Genomic DNA, 15,777 nt, shown 5'->3' with positions numbered 1-15,777 from the left:
AAAACTATAAAAATACCAAGGAGACAAGATGAGCACCTCATCTAAACAGGGGCAACGCGCCCCAAATACCCCCATTCTGGGCAGTCTTATGCTCGCTCTTAGCCTGTGCTTTGGAGCAACTCTTGTTCAGGCCCAAAACTACCCCAATCGTACTGTCAAAATGGTAGTTCCTTTAACTACGGGTTCGGGTGCTGATATTGCAGGACGCGTCGTTGCCAAGAGCCTCTCCGAAACCTGGAAGCAATCGGTCATTATTGAAAACCGTCCTGGTGCCGGCGGACTCATTGGTACTGGAGTAGTCGTGAACTCTGAGCCCGATGGTTACACACTACTAGTTCAGTCAGCATCGTATGCAGCCAATCCGGCGATTTTTAAAAAGCTGCCTTATGACCCACTCAAAAGTCTGGTTGATGTGGCTATTCTTGGGCAAACGCCTTATGTGATGATTACTGCGGCTGATGGTCCTTATCAAACCATTCGAGATTTAGTGATTGCTGCTAAATCCAAACCCGGTGAAATCACTTTCGCCTCAGCTGGTGTTGGTAGTTCTACCCACCTAGCTGCCGAATACTTTAATCAAGTCATGGGCATCAAACTCATTCATGTGCCATACAAAGGTTCACCCGAGGCTATTTCTGACACGATGTCAGGACGCACTGCTTTTTACATGGCGCCACTGGACACTGCCATTGGCCAGCTTAAGGGCGGTAAAGTACGCGCCCTAGGATTAACTAGCAAAACTCGCAATGCCGCAGTACCGGATATACCGAGCATTGCAGAGCAAGGTTATCCCAACTTTGAGATTGGTTTGTGGTTCGGTGTTTGGGCACCCGCTGCTACTCCGCCAGCGATTGTGAAAAAGATTAATCTAGACATTAATCAAGCAATGCAAGACCCTGAAGTAAAAACGGCTTATGAAAGCAAAGGAATTAAGCCAACCCCAATGAATCCTGCAGAGTTTAGTAAATTTGTCCGTGAAGAAATGGCAAAGTACAAAAAGATTGCTACTGAAGCCAACATCGAGCCACAATAAATATAGCAACCTACTTTGATTCAAGATCTTTCAGCGCCACTGTGCCAAGCCCCTGATTCAGAGATTCGATCACCTTCGATCCCATTTCCGGCAGGGGCTGTGGATTGTCATGCCCATGTATGCGGTCCTGCTAATCTATTTCCTTACGCATCAGAGCGCATCTACACTCCGCCGGATGCTACTTTAGAAAACTACCAAGCCCTATTAGCGATGTTGGGAATCAACCGCGCAGTACTAGTGCAACCTAGTGTGTATGGTACCGATAATCGGGCGCTACTGGCCGCCCTTAAATCCTATCCCAAGCAATTTCGGGGGGTTGCTGTAATCCCTCACAATCTAGAAGATGTCAGTGAACAGTACTTGCAAGAATTCCATGATGCCGGCGTGCGCGGCGTGCGTTGCAATATTGTGGATGTTGCTGATAAAACTGCCGGACTACCAATCCAAACCTTAAAAGCTGTAGCAGAGCGGATTAAACCTTTTGGCTGGCATCTAGAACTACTCATGCACGTAAATGAATATCCTAATCTAGCGAAAGTGTTTGAAAACTTCCCAGTCAATTTAGTGTTTGGACATTTTGGTTACACCCATGCAAAGCATGGTGTAAATGACAAAGGCTTTCAAGGTTTGCTGGAACTCATGCGCAATGAACAGGCTTGGGTCAAAATGACTGGGCCCTACCGCATCTGTGATGGCAATCTTCCTTATATCGATATGCGCCCATTCAATGATGCGGTCATTGAGGCAAATCCTAAGCGGCTGGTCTGGGGAAGCGACTGGCCACACGTCATGGTCAAAAAGCACATGCCCCATGATGCTGACCTTTGTGAGCTCTTCGCTAGCTGGGTAGCTGATTCTTCCCTTAGAAAGACCATCTTGGTTGATAACCCCTGTATCCTGTATGACTTTCCGGCATTTAATACAGTCGGTCGTTAAGCAAGGTCAGCAAGAAAGAAATGATTCTCAATGGATAACACTCTCACCGTCATTCTTGGCATCGTTGCCATGATCCTGCCACTAGTAGTAGGTCGACTGGTATGGAAACGCTTTGATCAATACTTTGGTCGCAATGATGAGGCGTATATGGATAGTCTTGAATACTTTCTTAAGAAAATTGGCTTTACGATCCTGGTGGCTTTTGTACTGTTATGGATAGGCATCAGCTTGGTCTTTAATGGTAGTGCTTCATAAAAGAAACATAAAAAAATACAAACAAAATAATCAAACCGCATGAACGATCAACTTAAAGCCATCCTCATCAAATCAAAGTTGAACTTTGCGATCTTGGCTGCCATTTTGCTCTTTGCTGTCATCGGAAAATTGACCTATCCAGAATTTACTAACACGGTTTTTGTGACCGCTGATCAGCTAGTATCCGATCTTTATATCGTGTTTATTGCTATTACCCTGGGTGCTTTTATTCCGAACTTTAAGCTCGTCGCATTTGGATCGATTGGTGCTTTTATAGGCCTAGCAATTCTGATCCAGTTAGGAATCTTTACCTACCTCACGATCGACTACCTATTTGCCGTCCTGATTGTGATTTTGGGCTTTGCATCCATTGCCAATCTCTATAGGTACTATCGGGAATTTCGGTTTTAAAGAGATAGGCGATTACTTTTCTTTAAGATGGGCCAAAATATGGTCAATATCTTTTAAATTTTGATCAAGCTGCTTATTTAAGATCGCCAAGTGAGCTGCCCTAGTACATTTGCAATATTTTGATGGTGTTCTCGTTTATACAATCAATTGCTCCATACTATTGTTCTTGACCAATCTTTGCATAAGCGCCCTCTCACGATCATCAATATGATCTAAATCCAAGAAGCGTTTATTACGCTCATAGATTGACATTGCTTGGGCATCTGTCAAATACTCCTCTTCATTAAGTTGCCAAGATAAGGCTTTTAATTGCGGGTAGTCTTTAATGCAGATGTGTGGCATATCAGGATCTTCACTGAGATTCGGGTGATTTTCTGGAGCCTCCTGAAGACCTAGGGGTAGTAAAGCTAAATGCAATCCCAGCGCTTCACATACCTGTAAATAAGCTCCCATATTTACTGATGGCTCACCTTTTTCAATACGATGAAGGGTCACTCTAGAAATATTTGCAGCCCCCGCACAAGATTGCGCCCGAACCCGCAACACCTTTCTTCTAGCCGTGATTTGAGCGCCCAATCGCACCAAATAAGGCGGGTTTGGAGTGCTCAACTGGTTTATGGTCTTTTCCATTATGTTTCTTATTATATACTTTATTTATAATTTGTAAACTATAAGAAACATATATTATAGAAAATCAACAAAATACCCACTCACCACCATGACCAATTTGCATCGTGCCTATGGCGCGCCTCAAACAAAGGATCAGCCAAACCCTTAAGCCAAAGCCTCATTACCCTGTTATTTCTTGTGCGGCGTCTGTGCTCAAATGCCTTTCGATACCAACGAGGCGCTGAACTAGCCATGGTGACCTGTGCATCTGAATGAAAGACGGCAATTGCCTTTCGCCCAGCAGCAGAATTAGGGCTATGAAATATAGTGGGCCCGCCATTAAAAAATACATCCCAGTTTTTTAATACCCAGACATATTCATGCTGTTGATTTTTGCGTCTGAATGTTCTCGACATAACAAATTCCTCATACTGTTATTAATTAGTTACATCATGTCGATCTCCTTGAAAAAAATTTAAGAATAAAAAAACGCAGTCATATTTAGTGACTGCGTTTATTTTAAAGAGCAGAAAAACCATACTCTAATAATGAGTACTTACCTTAACTATTTTTCTAGCGCCCCATAAATCACAGCATTGAGCTGCTCACGGTGTACCTTGCGGATTTCTCCCGGTGCCACACCCATCATGACAACCACCATCTGTTCTTTTGGATCAGCCCAGAAAATCGTTCCATAGGCGCCATTCCATGTGAAATCCCCGACGTTACCGTTGATAGCTGAAAGACCCCTATCAGTGCGTACCGCTACACCCAAACCAAATCCATAACCCATACGGCCTGGCTCAGTGCCGCTCACATTATTTTTAATGTCTTTGTTGAGATGGTTTGATGTCATAAAGGCAACTGTTTGCGGACCCAATACTCTTTTACCTTCTAGGCTTCCACCATTGAGCAACATTTGACCAAAGCGAATGTAATCGCCAGCTGTTGAGTACGCACATGATCCGCCGCAATCAAACTTTACTTTCTGCGTATGGATATCGACCTTCTGTGGCTTACCTGTCAATGGATCTATTGGTAATGGTTGCGCTAAACGTGGACGATCTTTTTCCGCAAGGTCAAAAGTAGTGTTCGGCATCCCCACTTTATTCCAGATGCGCTCTTGCATTACTGCACCCAAGGGTTTGCCGGCTATCTTCTCTTCAATAATGCCGAGCACATCGAGGCCAAATCCATAGTCCCAAGCAGTGCCTGGTTCATAGAGCAAGGGGTTGCTAGCCAATTTGTCTATAAATTCTTGTGCGGTGTATTGCACTGCTGCTGGCGCAGAACCTGCCGGATATGTCTTATGCACTGGAGTAGCGCCGCGGCCGCCATAAGTTAAGCCATTGGTATGGCGCATCAAGTCTTGGACGGTGATTGGATTTTTTGCAGGAACTAAATTGAGCTTTCCATCGGCATCTACTTGGCCGACCTTCATATCCTTAAATTGTGGCAACCAATTGGAGATCGGTGCATTTAATGGAAGTTTGCCTTCTTCATAAAAAGTGAGGGCACTCACTGAAGCCATTACCTTGGTCATTGATGCCAAATTAAAAATGGCATCTGTTGTCATGAGTTTGTTATTGGCCTTATCAAGATAGCCGTATGGCTTATAGATTACCAACTTGCCATTTTTAGATACCGCCAATACTGCGCCAGCCATATTATTGCCAGCGATTTGATCGGCAAAGAAAGTATCAATTCTTTTGAGGCCATCTTGGCTAAATCCTTGGCCTAAAGGAGCACTTAGCGGTAACGGTGCTTTTGATATATCGGCCGCAAAGAGCGGTGAGCAGAGAAGCAAGCAAGCACCTAGGGCGATGGATAGGTTAATCAGCGGTAATTTCTTCATGTTGTCTCCAAAATTTTTTATTTTCTATGGGGCTCGTCTTGGTGTGGACCCTTTAAAGGTATTGAAGCAGACTTTTGAAGTACAAATTCACTTTCTATTCTATATAGCTAAAGGTTATATAGAGCCGACTTTTGAGTATTTGTAGCAATATTGAAAATCCGTGACAATCGTGGGCTATGTATAAATACGACCATATTGACCAAACCCTGGTAGACCAACGGGTTGCCCAATTTCGAGATCAAGTTGCCCGCCGCCTTAATGGTACTTTGGCCGAAGAAGAGTTTCGTCCCCTACGTCTACAAAATGGTCTTTATCACCAGCGCCATGCCTACATGCTGCGGGTTGCCATTCCTTATGGTCTTTTAAGTTCAAAGCAACTGCGAACCTTAGCAAATATTTCTGAGAAATACGATCGGGGTTATGGGCATTTCACTACCCGTCAAAATATCCAGTTCAACTGGATCACTCTTGAAGACACTCCCAACATTTTGGCTGACCTTGCTATAGTAGAAATGCATGCCATTCAAACATCAGGCAACTGCATTCGCAATATTACAAGTGATGCTTTTGCAGGCGTTGCTGGAGATGAGTATGTAGATACCCGCCCCGTTTGTGAATTACTGCGCCAATGGTCCACCCTTCATCCTGAATTCGCCCACCTACCACGCAAGTTTAAGTTTGCAGTCAATGGTGCCAAAGAAGATCGTACCGTTTTACTTTGCCATGACGTAGGTATTGAGCTCCAGAAAAATAAGGATGTAAATCCTGGTGAACTCACAAATGGGTTAACAGCAAACATCTATGCCGGTGGTGGTATGGGGCGTACACCTATCTTAGGATCCTTGATTAAACAAGGCCTACCTTGGCAATTGCTCCCAAGCTACCTTACTGCTCTATTGCGTGTGTACAACCGCTTTGGCAGAAGAGATAATATTTATAAGGCCCGTATCAAGATCTTGGTAAAAGCTTTAGGCCCAGAAGAATTCGCCCGCCAGGTTGAAGGTGAGTGGTTACAGATTCAGAATAGTGATGATAATTTCACGAAAGTAGAATGGGATCGTGTCGCTCAGCACTTTACTAAGCCTGCGTATCAAACTCTGCCTTCACTGAGTAATGAAGAAGTACTTACGAGCGCAACTAAAACAGAAAAAACAGCATTTTCTCGCTGGTTAGAGCGCAATGTGAAGCCCCATCAAGTATCAGGATATGCTAGCGTGATTCTGTCCCTTAAACCGCATGGCACTGTTGCTCCAGGCGATGCCACCACGGCTCAGATGAATGCCATTGCTGATTTGGCAGATCAATATAGCTTTGGTGAACTACGGGTTACTCATGAGCAAAACCTCGTTCTCGCTGATGTTGAGCAGGCGAAATTATTTGAACTCTGGCAAGCAGCCAAGCAGCAACATGTAGCCCTGCCAAACATTGGCTTGCTGACTGATATTATCGCCTGCCCTGGGGGTGACTTCTGCTCACTCGCTAATGCCAAATCTTTACCAATTGCTAAAGCGATTCAAGAGCGCTTTGATGATCTTGATTACTTATTTGATCTTGGTGATATCTCTTTAAATATTTCGGGTTGTATTAATTCTTGCGGGCATCATCACGTGGGCAATATTGGCGTGCTGGGTGTCGATAAAGACGGTGAAGAGTGGTATCAAATTACCTTAGGCGGTGAGCAAGGCAACGATGCGGCTATTGGCAAAGTCATTGGCCCCTCCTTCTACGCCGATGAAATCCCTGATGTCATCACCAATGTCATTGATACCTACGTCAGTAATCGCGGTGAGGATGAATCTTTTATCCAAGCCTATCATCGTTTAGGTGTGGTCCCGTTTAAAGAGGCTGCATACAAGAATAAGGGCGAGAACACTAAGAATAAAGACCAAGCTGAAAAATCACTTGGGACTGCATCATGAGCGCACAACAGCATATCTTGCACTTTCCTTTAGGTGGCAAGATCTGTCTTGCTCCCAATGAATGGCAGGTCTGGAGCAGCCAAGACGATGGTGCAAATTCTACGCCCCCTGATCTAGACCATGGCTCACATAAGGTCTTAGTACCATTTACCTGGTGGCGCAGTCATTTTCATGCGCACCAACCAAACTCCAATGTACTGACAAAAGCTAAAAATGGGGAGATTGGTGTTTGGTTTGCTGCCGATGAGGATGTTCTAAAACATGCTGATCTGATTGAAGAAGGTAAAGAGTATTGGCCTTTAGTAGCAGCGCACTTTCCTATTTTTAGGGACGGCAGAAGCTTTAGCACTGCCGCGATCTTGCGTGATCGCCTTTGCTGGAATAAAGAAATCCGCATGATTGGTGATGTATTGATTGATCAACTGTTGCAAGGTGCCCGAGTGGGTTTTGATAGCTTTGAGTTACGCCAAGATCAAGATTTGGCTGTAGCGCAAAAGCAATTCGATCTCTTTAGTGTGACTACACAAAACAGTTGGCGTGATAAGCGTACTGTAATGAGCGTACTGTAATAAGCACACATTAATCAGCACTCTTAAATCAAAACAAATTATTCATCATGAAACCTTCTTCAATTCTCGGTAAAGTCTATTTGGTTGGTGCTGGTCCTGGCGCTGCTGATCTGATTACCGTGCGTGGCGCTAAGTTACTTGAGCAAGCAGACATTGTGTTTCATGATGCTTTGGTGGAACCCGAGATGTTGGAACTTTGTAAACACGCAGTGAAAGTGCCTGTAGGTAAGCGTTGTGGCAAGCTTTCTTCTGCTCAGCGCTTTATTAATAAGCGTTTAATCGATGCGGCCCAGCAGTACAAAATAGTCGTGCGCCTTAAGGGTGGGGACCCAATGCTCTTTGGCAGAGCCGATGAAGAGATCCAAGCTCTTAAAAATGCGGGAATTGCAGTAGAAGTGGTTCCCGGAATCACTGCTGCATTAGCTGGTGCAGCGAGCATTCAGCAGTCGCTTACCTTAAGGGGTATTTCAAGAAGTGTGGCGTTTATTACTTTGGCGCAAGCTACTGAAAATGAAAGTGGAGACCAAATCCAACCCATGAGTAATCCAACTGCGGATACTCTGGTGTATTACATGGGCCGTAAAGATGCCACCAAGATTGCACAACAACTCATTGAGCAAAGCCCCAATCAAACAACAAATACACCAGTACAAATTTTAGAAGCAGTCAGCACACCGCGTGAGCGTCAGTGGTCTAGTACTTTAGGTGAGCTCGCTCTTGGCAAAGCAGATCAATGGTTTGATAGCAGCTCGCCAGCCCTAATTATGGTTGGCGAAGCTTTGAGTAATGCAAGCACTAAAGAAGGTGAATTGAGCTTCTCTGTGCAAGGTCTGAAATTAGCCGCCTCTTAATATAGTTATAGAGGCTTTTTCAATCCCGCCTATAAGCACTTGAGATCAGTCTGTAATTACCCATAGTAAGACTCAGTTAATGCTAATAAATTAGGCAAACACCACGCTGGTATGCCCACTGACTTGAGAGCGCGATCGTCTACGAATCACAATTTGCACATCTCTGCCTAATCGATTTAGGCATTCGAGCATTTTTGTTTCGCTCGCACCTCTAAATTGACCACGCAATAAACCAGAGAGCTTAGGTTGAGTAAGCCCCAAAAGCTCAGCAGCCTGAATCTGAGTTAAGTGGCGTTGCTTAATGATTTCACCAATCTTAAAAGCCAGGCGGGCTTTGACCAACATTTCATCTGCTTCGGCATCACCCAGATCAACATAGACGTTACCACTACTAATTTCAATTGCATTCATTTTGTACTGCCTTTCGCATGCTCTTGAGCAACCTTTAGGCGCTCATAAATTAAATCCATATCCGGTTTTGGGGTGGCAATACCGCTGGTCGATTTCTTTTGAAAACAATGCAACACATACACCCCATCTGCTAGCCTTACCGTATAGAACGCTCGATAGGTATTACCAAGATAGTCTTCAACTACCTCCAAAACCCCTGCGCCCCCAAACCCTTTTAAAGGCTTAGCTTGAACATGTTTTTTTTCATCTTGCGATAAGTGCAAGGCATAGCAAACAATATCCCTAACCAATTCTGGTAAAGATATTAAGTCCTTCTTAGAAGAGCCAATCCAATACAGTGGTTTTAAAGAGTTCGACATATTATACCTATATAGGTATAAAGTAAACCCTCTATTAAAACTTTATCTCTTCATCCAAGAGGGGTTGAAGAGTCGTCAGCGGGAGATGATCTGGCACAAATACCCATCTCAATGCTTTAATAATTTATTGAAGGAAAGTAGGCTAAGCCCCACCTTCGACTAAAAAAGCTTACTTGAACTTTGCTGCCCTGAGTCGTTGGGCTGAGTTAAATCTTCCTCAAGCAATAAAAGACTTCGGGCTTCGGAGAGAACCATCAACGCCTCATGTGGGTCTTTAAACGAAAACGTGACTGACTGATTGAATGGCTCACCATGGTCACTTTTTTTGAGCGGCCTTTCTGGCGCGCTCAAAGAAATCCTCAACCCTATCGGTGCGAATAATTACTTTTATCATTTTTCTTTTATTGAATATTTAATACTATGTTTTTCTAGCCCCAAAATCCACAATAGCCTGCAAGACGGCCAAATCCTCGCCAACAGCTGGCGTCGCGCTTAAGGTCACTGCAGGGAACTTTGCCCTGCAGGCATCTAGTAGTACTGGAAAGTCATTGCGTAGATGTCCGCCCTGTCCAAAAAAAACAGGTACTACCGTAATCTGAGTAGCGCCCTGAGTGCTTAAGCTGGCTACCGCTTCCTCTAGTGAAGGCTGCATCATCTCTAAAAAGGCAAGTTCTACTGGTGTCTCAGCATGTTGTTGACGCCATAATTCAGCCAGTCTGTCAAAGGGCTCACGCCACCGAGGATCTCTAGCGCCATGCCCAAATAAGATGATTGCCTTCATTTTTTCCAAATTCCTTTTAATGCCTTGATAATTAGCTAATATTAATAGCATTCATGAATCAACACTTTACATAAGCTCATCCATGTCAAATCTCACTCAGCTTACTAGTCAAACTTGGGTTATTGCTCTCATGGCAGTAATGCTCATTGGCGGCGTTCTTTCAGCAGTTCATCATGCTGAAGTGGTTGCCCACAAAACAGGAGAGCCTTATGGAACTCTAGTGCTAGCCATGTGTATTACCGTCATTGAAGTGTCCTTAATTATTTCTATGATGATGACAGGCCATGAAGGCTCAGAATTTATTGCAAGAGATGCTGTATTTGCTACTGTAATGATTGTGATTAATGGTGTGATTGGTTTGTGCATCTTTATTGGCGGCCTCAAGCATCATGAAATGACTTTCCGTAATGAAGGTACAAACTCTGCTCTAGCAGTCCTCACTGCCTTAGCTACTTTCATTTTAGTTATGCCCATAGTCACCATCAGCACCCCAGGACCAGATTTCACTAAGAGTCAGCTTGCCTTTGCTGGTATTGCCTCTTTTGCCCTGTATATGGCTTTTCTGTTTTTTCAAACAATTACCCATCGTGACTACTACCTGCCTAAAGCGCAGGATAAGAAAACCGATATCAACTTTCATGCGCAAAAGCCAAGTAATGCCAAAACTGCCATAAGCGTGGTTTTACTATTACTCTCATTGATTGTTGTGGTGGCGATGGCAGAGCTGCTGAGTCCAGCAATTGAGTCAGGCGTTGCCGCATTAGGAGCCCCAAAGACGATTGTAGGTATTGCGATTGCCATGCTGGTACTTCTACCAGAGGGCTACGCTGCAGTAAGAGCAGCCAGAGCCAATCGCCTACAAAGCAGTTTGAACTTAGCGCTAGGCTCAGCCCTAGCCAGTATTGGACTATCCATTCCGGTGATTGCTGCGATTGCGATTGTCTTTCAACTACCCTTAACTCTAGGCATCAGTGAACTCAATATGACACTGATGTATTTAACCTTCTTCATTGGGGCTTTAACACTAGCGATTGGTAGAACCACCCTATTGCAAGGTGTAGTGCATCTGATTATCTTCTTCGAGTACTTATTTTTGAGTTTGGTGCCTTAAGAACAGGAACCAAATAGGGGCTTAGCGACCATAGACCTTCAAAAGAAAGTTAACTACCTTTTGAAGAATAGGGGCCCTAGGGAATGAATTTGCTAGGGTTGATGTCTATATGGCGGGCGCTTGGGTAATAGCACTTGAGGCTACATTGGCAACAATATAATGGAAAAATGATCGCAAGCCTGACCCACTATCGCCCACGCTCCATCTATCTTTGGTGTGCCATAGGGTTCTCGCTATTTGCTACCGCCATTCATTTGTACATCATTCACCGATACTCTAGTGGAATGCCCTATCGGGATGATTTTGATGCCATTTTTGGTTTTTTAAATCCACTGCCTGATCTCACTTTCCCGCAACAATTTCTGCACTTATTTAATCAAAATAATGAGCACAGAATCCTTTTGGATAATGTGATTAGCCTGTTGATGGTTTTACTCACAGGAAAGTTTGATTTTGTTTGGATGATTTGGATTGGCAATATTGGCTGGTTTCTCATCGTGTTTCTTTTCTGGAAATATGCCAAAAAGAATCAAGTGAGTTTTGTCGAGTTTTCACCAATCCTGATTGGAATGATGTGTCTATCGCATTACGAGTTAATGACGATGGCAATGGCGGGTGTGCAACACTACTTCCAAGTATTCTTTTGCGTCTTATCGATTTATTACTTAGTCTCTGGAAGTATTACTCTGACACTCAGCTTTTTTACTTGTGCCATTTTTTCTGCTGGAGGCGGAATTTGTGTTGTGCCAGTGATCTTCCTCTACTACCTCTCCAAAAAAGAGTGGCGCAATCTACTGATTAGCGTATTAGTAGTGGGAACTGTTTTTATTATCTACTTTCCACTATTAGGTTATGTTCAACCGGCAACTCATCCGAACGTCTTTCTGGCCTTGCAGTCTCCGCTGTATTTGATTACATATGCGATGGGGTTTTTAGGAAATATTGGCAACACCTATAAATTCTCCATTGGGCTGGGAATTGCCTTTACTGCTTTTCTTCTCTTTAAATGGAAATTTTTATACTCCAAATATCCTTTCTTGTTCTGGCTAACAGTCTATCTTCTCGTTACCGCAATGACGAATGCGATTACTCGGGGAGCTATTGGTATTCGCACTGGGCAAGGTAGTCGCTACACCACTTACTCACTGATATTTACCTCGATTGTGTATTTAACTTGTTTGTTTAGTGCATCATCTATAAAGATGAGGATGCGTTCACTCGGAGTTGGCTTCTTTCTTTCATTAGTCATTTTTTCCTACTGGTTTTCTCATGGACAAGAAAACATTGCCGCACGCTATGAAGATTTAGAAAGCGGTGTTTTGCAGCATCCCTCTTTAGAGTATGCTGTAACTACTCTCAAACGTGCGACAGAAATAGGTTATTACTACCCCACCAAGACACCCAATCCCCCGATCGACCTCAAGGTACCTCAATGAATTCATCAATCGCCCCTTCTGCTTTAACTGTATCGGTAGTCATACCGGTCTATCGCGGGGAAAAGAGCTTGCCTGGACTGATAAAAGAGATTTCAGCCTTTGCAAATGGCCCGCATCTATCGCCGAATGGGACTGCCTTCACTATTAAAGAAGTATTACTGGTACACGATAGCGGCCCCGATCGCTCTGATCGCACTCTTGAAGATCTTGCATCTGAGTATGATTTTGTTAAACCCATTTGGTTGTCTCGTAACTTTGGTCAGCATGCCGCCACCTTAGCGGGTATGGCAAGTACCGCTGCTAGCTGGGTAGTGACGATGGATGAAGATGGTCAACAAGATCCAAAAGAAATCGGGGCTATGTTAGATATTGCCTTAGCCGGTAATTACCAAATTGTTTATGCCCAACCTACCAATGCAGCCCCGCATGGAATGTTTAGAAACTTCTGCAGTAAGTTTGCTAAAAAGTTAGCGGTCCAATTTTTGGGAACGCAGTACCGAAGTGGCGTTTTTAATAGTTTTCGTTTAATTGAGGGTGAGATCGCCAGAATCCTGGCTGCTTATTGCGGCAATGGTGTGTACTTAGATGTGGCTTTATTTTGGATTGCCAATCGCGTAGGTTATGCACCAATGCTGCTCAGAGGAGAAGAAAGGCCTTCGAGCTATTCTTTTGGCATGCTACTAAACCATTTTTGGAGAATGGTACTGACCTCAGGCACTAGACCCCTACGACTCATCACCATCATGGGTGGCGTCTCTTTTCTGCTTGCACTCTTTTTATCGGGGTACGCACTCTATTCCAAATTTGTTGAATCCACTCCTATTCAGGGATGGACCTCTTTGCTCATCATTATTTCTTTCTTCTCTGGCCTTATCATGCTATCGCTTGGTGTTGTGGCCGAATATCTAGCCCTCACTACCGCCATTGTGATGGGCAAGCCACTCTATGTGGTGACATCAAAGCCCACGAGACCTGCTAAATAAAATGGCTTTAGTCTGGGTGATTGGTAAAGGAGGCTTATTAGGTAGCGCCCTTTACCAAGAGTTATCACAACACCCACATAATCTGTTTGATCCTCAAACCCGATTTAGTTGGGATGACAAAGAGCTTGCTTGTGCACAATTTAAAAAGGCAGTAAGCGCTTTTGCATCACAAGCCCAGCATGGGGAATGGAAAATCTATTGGGCTGCAGGTATTGGCACCATGCATAGTACTGCAGAAGAGCTGCAAGATGAAACCGATATTCTGCAAGCAGTCGTAACTGATTTACTAAAAAATGAAAGGCTGACTCTACATGCTGGAACCTTTGTATTTGCAAGCTCAGCAGGTGCTATTTATGCAGGAAAACACGATGATCCAATTAATGAATCAACCCAACCTTCCCCTATCAATGCATATGGACACACCAAATTAGCACAAGAATCCATTGTTAACGTATTGAATCAAATGGGCACTACTGTCATATCTTGTCGCATTACGACACTCTATGGCTTCAAACAAAAGAACGGCAAACAACAAGGCTTACTGGCAGAGATGGTACGTAGAGCGCTATCTAATGAAGTCATTCATATCTATGTACCTCTAGAAACAATGCGCGACTATACCAGCGCCAAAGTTGCTGCCCAAGAAATCATCTACTCAGTAAGTCATCTCGAGAAAACCTCTGGCATATATATCAAGATCATTGCCTCAGGTATATCAACATCCATAGCGCAAATCATCTCTATTCTGCGAAGAATATCAAAACGCAACTTACGAATCGTTACTCAAGCGGATGTGAAGAGCGCTCAATATCAACGAGTGGTGCAGTTCAAGTCGGAACTAGGACCAACTACCTCATCCGGTAGCCAAACAAACCTCATCGAGGGAATCGCAGGGCTTCTCTTGTTAATCCAACAAGATAAAGTGAACGTAATCAATAATCCTCAATAAGCACCCCAGCATCTTATAAACATCTATACAAATCCAATAAGCCCCAATGAAATACCTCAATTAGAGCTGTTTTAGTATTTATAATGACTTTATGCTCAGTAAATTGATAGTCTTTTTTAGCATCCCCTATCAAATAAGAATTACTTAATCGATACACTAAAATAGTCCCATGTATATGAAAACATACTTTATCTAGAAATTATGAGCGTTTTAGCCATATCTTTTCTAGTTTCACTTCTGACCACCCTGTGGATCGCGCGCAATAATCACATACATGGCAAATTTAGCGCAGACTCAGATATCAATGGAATTCAAAAATTCCATACTCGCGTAGTCCCCAGAATTGGCGGTCTTGGCATATTATTCGGACTCTTGTCCGCCTTGCTTGCTCGCCGCTTTGAAAATGAAGCTGTAGGTAATTTTGGGCTCTTGCTATTTGTTTCTGCATTACCAGTATTTTTATCTGGATTTTTAGAAGACGTTACCAAGAAAATTGGAGTCAAGTTTCGTTTAATTGCCAGCTTTATTGCAGCCGGAATTGCAGGGCACCTACTGGGAGGATGGCTTACATCAGTTCAGCTTTTTGGCATTGATAACTTAATGCTTGCTTATCCAGTTTTTGCAATTGGTATCACCTGCTTTGCGGTGGCAGGAGTTGCAAATGCCTTTAATATTATCGACGGTTACAACGGCCTCTCCAGCATGGTAGCCATTATTATTCTATGCGGACTTACCTATGTAGCCTTTCAAGTTGGCGATCACCAAATCATGATTGCAGCCTTAGCTTTGATTGGTGCAATCCTCGGATTTTTAGTGTGGAACTATCCTAGAGGTCTTATTTTCCTAGGTGATGGTGGGGCTTACCTAATTGGCTTTTGGATTGCCGAACTCTCAGTACTGCTTACTGCCAGGCATGCGGAAGTATCAAAATGGTTCCCTCTGCTTTTGTGTATCTACCCCATTTTTGAAACTCTGTTCACGATCTATCGACGAGTGATTCTAAAAAGATCACACCCTGGTATGCCAGATGCCTCTCATTTACATCAACTTATTTATCGACGTGTTGTACGCTGGGGCGACAATGGATCGGATACCCAGAAGCAAACATATAGAAATTCAATGACATCGCCTTACTTGTGGTTGCTATGTCTATTTGCAGTTATTCCGGCGGTACTGTTTTGGAGATACCACCTAATCCTTAAAGGCTTTGTGCTTCTTTTTGCAATAACCTATGCATGGATATATTGGTCGATAGTACGGCACAAAGTGCCTGCCTTCCTAATATCCAGAAAATAAATGCTAGAAGAGG

The 15,777-nt window shown here is 43.6% G+C and carries 17 protein-coding genes; 12 read left to right on the top strand and 5 right to left on the bottom strand.

Annotated elements, in window-relative coordinates:
* Positions 1-28 precede the first annotated feature (28 nt).
* Genes ICN45_RS08460 through ICN45_RS08445 form a run of 4 tightly spaced genes read left to right on the top strand, consistent with a single transcriptional unit; the run spans position 29 to position 2,635 of the window.
* Positions 29-1,033: a Bug family tripartite tricarboxylate transporter substrate binding protein gene (locus ICN45_RS08460; protein ID WP_216175231.1), complete on the top strand. Its 1,005-nt coding sequence runs from the start codon at positions 29-31 to the stop codon at positions 1,031-1,033.
* 15 nt (positions 1,034-1,048) lie between these two features.
* Positions 1,049-1,969: an amidohydrolase family protein gene (locus tag ICN45_RS08455; protein WP_216175230.1), complete on the top strand. Its 921-nt coding sequence runs from the start codon at positions 1,049-1,051 to the stop codon at positions 1,967-1,969.
* Positions 1,970-1,999: 30 nt separating this feature from the next.
* The gene (locus tag ICN45_RS08450) at positions 2,000-2,224 is read left to right on the top strand and encodes a hypothetical protein (protein ID WP_216175229.1); all 225 of its coding nucleotides are present in this window, start codon (positions 2,000-2,002) and stop codon (positions 2,222-2,224) included.
* A gap of 39 nt (positions 2,225-2,263) precedes the next feature.
* Positions 2,264-2,635, top strand: coding sequence for a hypothetical protein (locus tag ICN45_RS08445; protein ID WP_216175228.1), 372 nt, complete (start codon positions 2,264-2,266; stop codon positions 2,633-2,635).
* Between the two features lie 135 nt (positions 2,636-2,770).
* Here ICN45_RS08445 and ICN45_RS08440 read toward each other — a convergent pair whose 3' ends face one another.
* Both ICN45_RS08440 and ICN45_RS08435 read right to left on the bottom strand, forming a co-directional pair.
* The gene (locus ICN45_RS08440) at positions 2,771-3,265 is read right to left on the bottom strand and encodes a helix-turn-helix domain-containing protein (RefSeq protein WP_216175227.1); all 495 of its coding nucleotides are present in this window, start codon (positions 3,263-3,265) and stop codon (positions 2,771-2,773) included.
* A gap of 544 nt (positions 3,266-3,809) precedes the next feature.
* Complete coding sequence (locus ICN45_RS08435; protein WP_216175226.1) at positions 3,810-5,099, bottom strand: serine hydrolase domain-containing protein; 1,290 nt, start codon at positions 5,097-5,099, stop codon at positions 3,810-3,812.
* 176 nt (positions 5,100-5,275) lie between these two features.
* Between ICN45_RS08435 and ICN45_RS08430 the strand changes: the two genes are divergently transcribed.
* Genes ICN45_RS08430 through cobA form a run of 3 tightly spaced genes read left to right on the top strand, consistent with a single transcriptional unit; the run spans position 5,276 to position 8,438 of the window.
* Positions 5,276-7,018, top strand: a complete 1,743-nt coding sequence (locus ICN45_RS08430; RefSeq protein WP_216175225.1) for a nitrite/sulfite reductase — start codon at positions 5,276-5,278, stop codon at positions 7,016-7,018.
* A complete protein-coding gene (locus ICN45_RS08425) occupies positions 7,015-7,587 on the top strand; it encodes a DUF934 domain-containing protein (RefSeq protein ID WP_216175224.1) in 573 nt (190 codons plus the stop codon). The genes ICN45_RS08430 and ICN45_RS08425 overlap by 4 nt, the downstream gene beginning before the upstream one ends.
* Positions 7,588-7,634: 47 nt before the next feature.
* Positions 7,635-8,438 carry a uroporphyrinogen-III C-methyltransferase gene (gene cobA, locus ICN45_RS08420; RefSeq protein WP_216175223.1) on the top strand — a complete coding sequence of 268 codons (804 nt, stop codon included), beginning with the start codon at positions 7,635-7,637 and terminating at the stop codon, positions 8,436-8,438.
* Positions 8,439-8,528: 90 nt separating this feature from the next.
* On the opposite strand, the gene ICN45_RS08415 is transcribed toward cobA, so the two are convergent.
* The 3 genes from ICN45_RS08415 to ICN45_RS08405 all read right to left on the bottom strand — a co-directional run bounded on the left by ICN45_RS08415 (position 8,529) and on the right by ICN45_RS08405 (position 9,989).
* Positions 8,529-8,849: a helix-turn-helix domain-containing protein gene (locus ICN45_RS08415; protein WP_216175222.1), complete on the bottom strand. Its 321-nt coding sequence runs from the start codon at positions 8,847-8,849 to the stop codon at positions 8,529-8,531.
* Positions 8,846-9,208, bottom strand: coding sequence for a type II toxin-antitoxin system RelE/ParE family toxin (locus tag ICN45_RS08410; RefSeq protein WP_216175221.1), 363 nt, complete (start codon positions 9,206-9,208; stop codon positions 8,846-8,848). The genes ICN45_RS08415 and ICN45_RS08410 overlap by 4 nt, the downstream gene beginning before the upstream one ends.
* 418 nt (positions 9,209-9,626) lie before the next feature.
* Positions 9,627-9,989, bottom strand: coding sequence for a sirohydrochlorin chelatase (locus tag ICN45_RS08405; RefSeq protein ID WP_216175220.1), 363 nt, complete (start codon positions 9,987-9,989; stop codon positions 9,627-9,629).
* A gap of 82 nt (positions 9,990-10,071) precedes the next feature.
* Here ICN45_RS08405 and ICN45_RS08400 point away from each other — a divergent pair, with 82 nt between their 5' ends.
* The 5 genes from ICN45_RS08400 to ICN45_RS08380 all read left to right on the top strand — a co-directional run bounded on the left by ICN45_RS08400 (position 10,072) and on the right by ICN45_RS08380 (position 15,764).
* On the top strand, positions 10,072-11,100 hold the full coding sequence (locus ICN45_RS08400; RefSeq protein ID WP_216175219.1) for a calcium:cation antiporter: 1,029 nt from the start codon (positions 10,072-10,074) through the stop codon (positions 11,098-11,100).
* 167 nt (positions 11,101-11,267) lie between these two features.
* Entirely contained in the window at positions 11,268-12,536 is a 1,269-nt protein-coding gene (locus ICN45_RS08395) for a hypothetical protein (protein WP_216175218.1), read from the top strand.
* Positions 12,533-13,519, top strand: coding sequence for a glycosyltransferase (locus tag ICN45_RS08390; RefSeq protein WP_216175217.1), 987 nt, complete (start codon positions 12,533-12,535; stop codon positions 13,517-13,519). The genes ICN45_RS08395 and ICN45_RS08390 overlap by 4 nt, the downstream gene beginning before the upstream one ends.
* A 1-nt stretch (position 13,520) precedes the next feature.
* Positions 13,521-14,468, top strand: a complete 948-nt coding sequence (locus ICN45_RS08385) for an NAD-dependent epimerase/dehydratase family protein (RefSeq protein ID WP_216175216.1) — start codon at positions 13,521-13,523, stop codon at positions 14,466-14,468.
* Between the two features lie 201 nt (positions 14,469-14,669).
* On the top strand, positions 14,670-15,764 hold the full coding sequence (locus tag ICN45_RS08380) for an MraY family glycosyltransferase (protein ID WP_216175215.1): 1,095 nt from the start codon (positions 14,670-14,672) through the stop codon (positions 15,762-15,764).
* The last annotated feature ends 13 nt before the right edge of the window (positions 15,765-15,777 follow it).

The organism is Polynucleobacter alcilacus, assembly GCF_018881545.1.
In the GTDB taxonomy this organism is placed as follows: domain Bacteria; phylum Pseudomonadota; class Gammaproteobacteria; order Burkholderiales; family Burkholderiaceae; genus Polynucleobacter; species Polynucleobacter alcilacus.
Note: the sequence above shows the minus strand (reverse complement) of the source record. Positions and strands in the feature narration are given on the sequence as shown.

What these genes read in the sequence shown, in the direction of transcription:
- ICN45_RS08425 (WP_216175224.1), top strand. Translation starts at nt 7,015, where the DNA reads ATGAGCGCACAACAGCATATCTTGCACTTTCCTTTAGGTGGCAAGATC.
- ICN45_RS08445 (WP_216175228.1), top strand. Translation starts at nt 2,264, where the DNA reads ATGAACGATCAACTTAAAGCCATCCTCATCAAATCAAAGTTGAACTTT.
- ICN45_RS08435 (WP_216175226.1), bottom strand. Translation starts at nt 5,099, where the DNA reads ATGAAGAAATTACCGCTGATTAACCTATCCATCGCCCTAGGTGCTTGC.
- ICN45_RS08450 (WP_216175229.1), top strand. Translation starts at nt 2,000, where the DNA reads ATGGATAACACTCTCACCGTCATTCTTGGCATCGTTGCCATGATCCTG.
- ICN45_RS08405 (WP_216175220.1), bottom strand. Translation starts at nt 9,989, where the DNA reads ATGAAGGCAATCATCTTATTTGGGCATGGCGCTAGAGATCCTCGGTGG.
- ICN45_RS08395 (WP_216175218.1), top strand. Translation starts at nt 11,268, where the DNA reads ATGATCGCAAGCCTGACCCACTATCGCCCACGCTCCATCTATCTTTGG.
- ICN45_RS08415 (WP_216175222.1), bottom strand. Translation starts at nt 8,849, where the DNA reads ATGAATGCAATTGAAATTAGTAGTGGTAACGTCTATGTTGATCTGGGT.
- ICN45_RS08400 (WP_216175219.1), top strand. Translation starts at nt 10,072, where the DNA reads ATGTCAAATCTCACTCAGCTTACTAGTCAAACTTGGGTTATTGCTCTC.
- ICN45_RS08440 (WP_216175227.1), bottom strand. Translation starts at nt 3,265, where the DNA reads ATGGAAAAGACCATAAACCAGTTGAGCACTCCAAACCCGCCTTATTTG.
- ICN45_RS08430 (WP_216175225.1), top strand. Translation starts at nt 5,276, where the DNA reads ATGTATAAATACGACCATATTGACCAAACCCTGGTAGACCAACGGGTT.
- ICN45_RS08390 (WP_216175217.1), top strand. Translation starts at nt 12,533, where the DNA reads ATGAATTCATCAATCGCCCCTTCTGCTTTAACTGTATCGGTAGTCATA.
- ICN45_RS08460 (WP_216175231.1), top strand. Translation starts at nt 29, where the DNA reads ATGAGCACCTCATCTAAACAGGGGCAACGCGCCCCAAATACCCCCATT.
- cobA (WP_216175223.1), top strand. Translation starts at nt 7,635, where the DNA reads ATGAAACCTTCTTCAATTCTCGGTAAAGTCTATTTGGTTGGTGCTGGT.
- ICN45_RS08410 (WP_216175221.1), bottom strand. Translation starts at nt 9,208, where the DNA reads ATGTCGAACTCTTTAAAACCACTGTATTGGATTGGCTCTTCTAAGAAG.
- ICN45_RS08385 (WP_216175216.1), top strand. Translation starts at nt 13,521, where the DNA reads ATGGCTTTAGTCTGGGTGATTGGTAAAGGAGGCTTATTAGGTAGCGCC.
- ICN45_RS08380 (WP_216175215.1), top strand. Translation starts at nt 14,670, where the DNA reads ATGAGCGTTTTAGCCATATCTTTTCTAGTTTCACTTCTGACCACCCTG.